Raw genomic sequence first — 3460 nt, 5'->3', positions numbered from 1 at the left:
TCGCCGCCTCCCCGAGCGCCGCCCGCCGCATCCACACGGACCTCGGCCCGCTGGGCACCTGCCGTTTCGTCGCCATCGGACGCTCGACGGCGGCCGAGGCGGCCTCCCTCGGACTCAGCGTCGACGCCGTCGCCGAAGAGCCGACGGCGTCCGGCCTGGTTGCCGCCGTCGTGCGGTCCCTTGACCACCAGCAGCCCCCATCGCATCCGTCAGCCGCAGAGCCCTCAGCAAAGGACACCATATGAGCTTCCCGACCCACCGCCCCCGCCGGCTCCGCACCACCCCGGCCATGCGCCGGCTGACGGCCGAACACCGGCTCTCAGCCTCGGAGCTCATCCTGCCGGCCTTCATCCGCGAAGGCCTGAGTGAGCCCAACCCGATCGCCTCGATGCCCGGCGTGCAGCAGCACACCACCGATTCGCTCAGGCGTGCCGCGGCCGAGGCTGTCCGGCTGGGCGTCGGCGGCATCATGCTGTTCGGCGTCCCCGCCGTCCGGGACGCGCGCGGGACGGCGTCGCTGGACCCCGACGGCGTGCTGAACAAAGCCATCCGGGACGTCCGCGCCGAGGTCGGCGACGACCTCGTGGTCATGAGCGACGTGTGCCTGGACGAATTCACCGACCACGGCCACTGCGGTGTCCTGGACGCCAACGGCTACGTCGACAACGATGCCACCCTGGAAATCTACGGCCAGATGGCGGTTGCCCAGGCCGACGCCGGCGCCCACGTCCTGGGCCCGTCGGGCATGATGGACGGCCAGGTCGCCGTGATCCGGCAGGCCCTCGAGGACGCCGGCCACGCCAACACCGCCATCGTGGCCTACGCCGCGAAATATGCCTCCGCGTTCTACGGCCCGTTCCGCGAGGCCGTCGACTCGCAGCTGACCGGCGACCGCCGCACCTACCAGATGGACGCCGCCAACCGCCGGGAGGCCATCCTCGAGGTGGACCTGGACCTGGCCGAAGGCGCCGACATGGTCATGGTGAAGCCTGCCATGAGCTACCTGGACATCCTCGGCGACGTCGCCGCCATGAGCCCGGTCCCCGTGGCCGCCTACCAGATTTCCGGCGAGTACTCGATGATCGAGGCCGCCGCCGCAAACGGCTGGATCGACCGCCGGGCCGCCATCACCGAGTCCGTCCTGGGCATCAAGCGCGCCGGCGCCAACATGGTGCTGACCTACTGGGCGAGCGAGCTCGCCGGCTGGCTGGAGGAAACCCGATGAACACGGCCCCCGAATCCGCGGACGCACCGCTCAATTCCATACCCACCGCGCCGGTGGGGCCCAACCGCATCCTCCTGGGCCTGAACACCTTCGGCGACGTCGGGGTCTTCCCGGACGGCCATCCCGTCCCGCACGCCCAGGTGCTGCGCCAGCTCCTGGAACAGGCCGAACTCGCTGACCAGATCGGCCTGCACGCCCTCGCGGTGGGGGAGCACCACCGCCGCGACTTCGCGGTCTCCGCCCCGGAGGTGTTCCTGGCCGCGGCGGCCGCCCGCACCAAGAACATCCGGCTCGGCTCGGCCGTGACAGTGCTCAGCTCCGATGACCCGATACGGGTGTTCCAGCGCTTCGCTACCGTGGACGCCATCTCCGGCGGCCGGGCAGAGGTCATGCTGGGCCGCGGGTCCTTCATCGAGTCTTTCCCGCTGTTCGGCCTGGACCTGGCGGACTACGAGGTCCTGTTCGAGGAAAAGCTCGAGCTCTTCGACAAGGTCCGGGCGCAGAAACCGGTCCACTGGGAGGGACGTACCCGGCCGGCCATCAACGGCCTGAGCGTCTACCCGCCGCTGGAACACCACCTGCTGCCGACCTGGATCGGCGTCGGCGGCACGCCCGAGTCGGTGCTGCGCTGCGCCGAGTACGGCTACCCGATCATTTTCGCGATCATTGGCGGCCAGCCGCGGTCCTTCGCGCCCCTGGCCAACCTCTACCGTGAGGCCATGGCCAAGTACGGGCACCCGATGCAGCAGATGGCCACGCATTCGCCCGGGCACGTTGCCGCCACGGATGAGGACGCCCGCGAGGAGTTCTTCCCGCACTGGCTACAGCAACGGAACCGGATCGGGGCCGAACGCGGCTGGGGTCCGGCCAGCCGTGGCGAGTTCGACGCGATGTGTACGCCCGAGGGAGCCCTCTATGTCGGGTCACCGGAAACCGTGGCAGCGAAGATTGCCCTGCTCAAAAAGAACCTGGGGGTGGACCGCTTTGACCTCAAGTACAGCAACGGCACCCTGCCGCACACGGCCATGATGCGCTCCATTGAACTGTTCGGCACCGAAGTGGCGCCCCGCGTGGCCGCCTTGCTTAGCGCCAACTGAACTGGCCGCGAACTGACCTCGCCGCGAACTGAAAGAATAGGAACCATGACTTCCAGCATGCCTCGCAACGAGGAACTCTTTGACCGTGCCCGCCAGCTGATGCCGGGCGGCGTGAACTCGCCCGTGCGCGCCTTCGGCTCCGTGGGCGGGACGCCGCGGTTCATGGTGTCCGCCAAGGGTGCCTACCTGACCGACGCCGACGGTGCCAACTACGTCGACCTCGTCTGCTCCTGGGGCCCGGCGCTGCTGGGGCACGCCCACCCGGAGGTCCTGGCAGCCGTGCACGCCGCCGTCGACCGCGGTCTCTCCTTCGGCGCTTCCACACCGGACGAGGCCAACCTTGCCGCAATCGTCAAGGAGCGCGTCCCGGCCGCCGAGCGCGTCCGGATGGTCTCCACCGGCACCGAGGCCACCATGACGGCCGTCCGGCTCGCCCGCGGCTTCACCGGCCGCAACCTGATCATCAAGTTCGCCGGTTGCTACCACGGCCACCTCGACGGCCTCCTCGCCGCCGCAGGCTCCGGCCTGGCGACCCTCGCGCTGCCCGGCTCAGCCGGGGTCACCGCCGCGACCGCCGCCGAGACGCTCGTGCTGCCCTACAACGACCTCGGCGCCGTCGAAGCCGCCTTCGCCAAGCACGGTGACAGCATTGCCGCCGTCATCACCGAAGCCGCACCCGCCAACATGGGCGTGGTCACCCCCGGCGACGGCTTCAACGCAGGCCTTTCCCGGATCACCCGCGAACACGGCGCCCTGCTGATCCTCGACGAGGTCCTGACCGGATTCCGCACCGGCTACTCCGGCTACTGGGGCCTCACCGGCGGGCCGGTTGCTACCACGGCCACCTCGACGGCCTCCTCGCCGCCGCAGGCTCCGGCCTGGCGACCCTCGCGCTGCCCGGCTCAGCCGGGGTCACCGCCGCGACCGCCGCCGAGACGCTCGTGCTGCCCTACAACGACCTCGGCGCCGTCGAAGCCGCCTTCGCCAAGCACGGTGACAGCATTGCCGCCGTCATCACCGAAGCCGCACCCGCCAACATGGGCGTGGTCACCCCCGGCGACGGCTTCAACGCAGGCCTTTCCCGGATCACCCGCGAACACGGCGCCCTGCTGATCCTCGACGAGGTCCTGACCGGATT

Annotated in this window: 3 protein-coding genes and 1 pseudogene; all 4 read left to right on the top strand. The window is 70.1% G+C overall.

Going from position 1 to position 3460, the window contains the following annotated elements; translation table 11 throughout:
* The coding region (locus tag Y706_RS25655; protein ID WP_043436225.1) for a uroporphyrinogen-III synthase at positions 1-245 on the top strand (245 nt) is incomplete at its 5' end.
* On the top strand, positions 242-1225 hold the full coding sequence (gene hemB / locus Y706_RS0114760; protein ID WP_028277192.1) for a porphobilinogen synthase: 984 nt from the start codon (positions 242-244) through the stop codon (positions 1223-1225). The genes Y706_RS25655 and hemB, both read left to right, overlap by 4 nt.
* Positions 1222-2322 (top strand): LLM class flavin-dependent oxidoreductase, encoded by a 1101-nt coding sequence (locus Y706_RS0114755; RefSeq protein WP_028277191.1) that lies wholly within the window; start codon positions 1222-1224, stop codon positions 2320-2322. The genes hemB and Y706_RS0114755 overlap by 4 nt, the downstream gene beginning before the upstream one ends.
* 45 nt (positions 2323-2367) lie before the next feature.
* Positions 2368-3432, top strand: a pseudogene (locus tag Y706_RS25650) (aminotransferase class III-fold pyridoxal phosphate-dependent enzyme); the annotation flags it as partial.
* Positions 3433-3460: the final 28 nt, after the last annotated feature.

The organism is Arthrobacter sp. I3 (assembly GCF_000520575.1).
Classification (GTDB): domain Bacteria; phylum Actinomycetota; class Actinomycetes; order Actinomycetales; family Micrococcaceae; genus Arthrobacter; species Arthrobacter humicola_A.
Note: the sequence above shows the minus strand (reverse complement) of the source record. Positions and strands in the feature narration are given on the sequence as shown.

Coding starts and splice junctions, on each gene's coding strand:
- hemB (WP_028277192.1), top strand. CDS start 242: ATGAGCTTCCCGACCCACCGCCCCCGCCGGCTCCGCACCACCCCGGCC.
- Y706_RS0114755 (WP_028277191.1), top strand. CDS start 1,222: ATGAACACGGCCCCCGAATCCGCGGACGCACCGCTCAATTCCATACCC.